General features: G+C 66.1%; 1 protein-coding gene. It reads left to right on the top strand.

Annotated features, from left to right (window positions below):
• Window positions 1-47: 47 nt before the first annotated feature.
• Complete coding sequence (locus AB4039_RS42235) at window positions 48-815, top strand: transposase (RefSeq protein ID WP_266844437.1); 768 nt, start codon at window positions 48-50, stop codon at window positions 813-815.
• Window positions 816-884: the final 69 nt, after the last annotated feature.

Below are 884 nucleotides of genomic sequence, written 5' to 3'. Positions count from 1 at the left end.
CTAAGGGTTGTCCCGTAACTGCTGGTCACAGGTGAGATGATCTTGGTGTGGCTGGTGTGATCACGGCGTCGGAGCCGTCTTGGATAGCCCCGTTCACGGGGCTGAGTCCGCGCTGTTTCGGGAAGCTGGTGACCGTTTTGCGGCGCGAGGGTGCGGACGCGGTCCGCAAGGGCCGGCCGTGGAGCCTTCCGCTGGAGGACCGTGCTCTGCTGGTGGCGGCGTACTGGCGCACGAACTTGACGATGCGCCAGCTCGCTCCGCTGTTCGGGGTCTCGAAGTCGGCCGCGGACCGCATCATCGACCACCTCGGGCCGATGCTCGCCCTGCAGCCCCGCAAGCGGTTCGCCAAGGACACCGTGCTCATCGTGGACGGCACCCTGGTGCCCACCCGCGACCACGCCGTGGCAGAGCGGTCCAAGAACTACCGATATTCCACGAACCACCAGATCGTCATCGACGCCGACACCCGCCTGGTCGTCGTGGTCGGCCGGCCGCTTGCCGGAAACCGCAACGACTGCAAGGCCTGGGAGGAATCCGGCGCCAAAGCCGCCGTCGGCAGAACACTCACGATCGCCGACGGCGGCTATCCCGGCACCGGACTCGTCATGCCCCACCGCCGCCGCAAAGGTGAAGACCTGCCCGACTGGAAGCAGGCGCACAACAAGTCCCACAAGCAGGTCCGTGCCCGTGTTGAGCACGTCTTCGCCCGCATGAAGACCTGGAAGATCCTCCGCGACTGCCGCCTCAAAGGCGACGGAGTGCACCAAGCCATGCTCGGCATCGCCCGCCTGCACAACCTCGCCCTCGCCGGATAAGCCAGCGGATCGCACCGCGACCGACCCTGCCCAGGGCGACTCAAAGATCATTTACGGGACAAGTCTTAG

The organism is Streptomyces sp. M-16, assembly GCF_052114405.1.
Classification (GTDB): domain Bacteria; phylum Actinomycetota; class Actinomycetes; order Streptomycetales; family Streptomycetaceae; genus Streptomyces.
The sequence above is the reverse complement of the archived record's forward strand: the minus strand, read 5'-3'. Positions and strand labels throughout refer to the sequence as shown.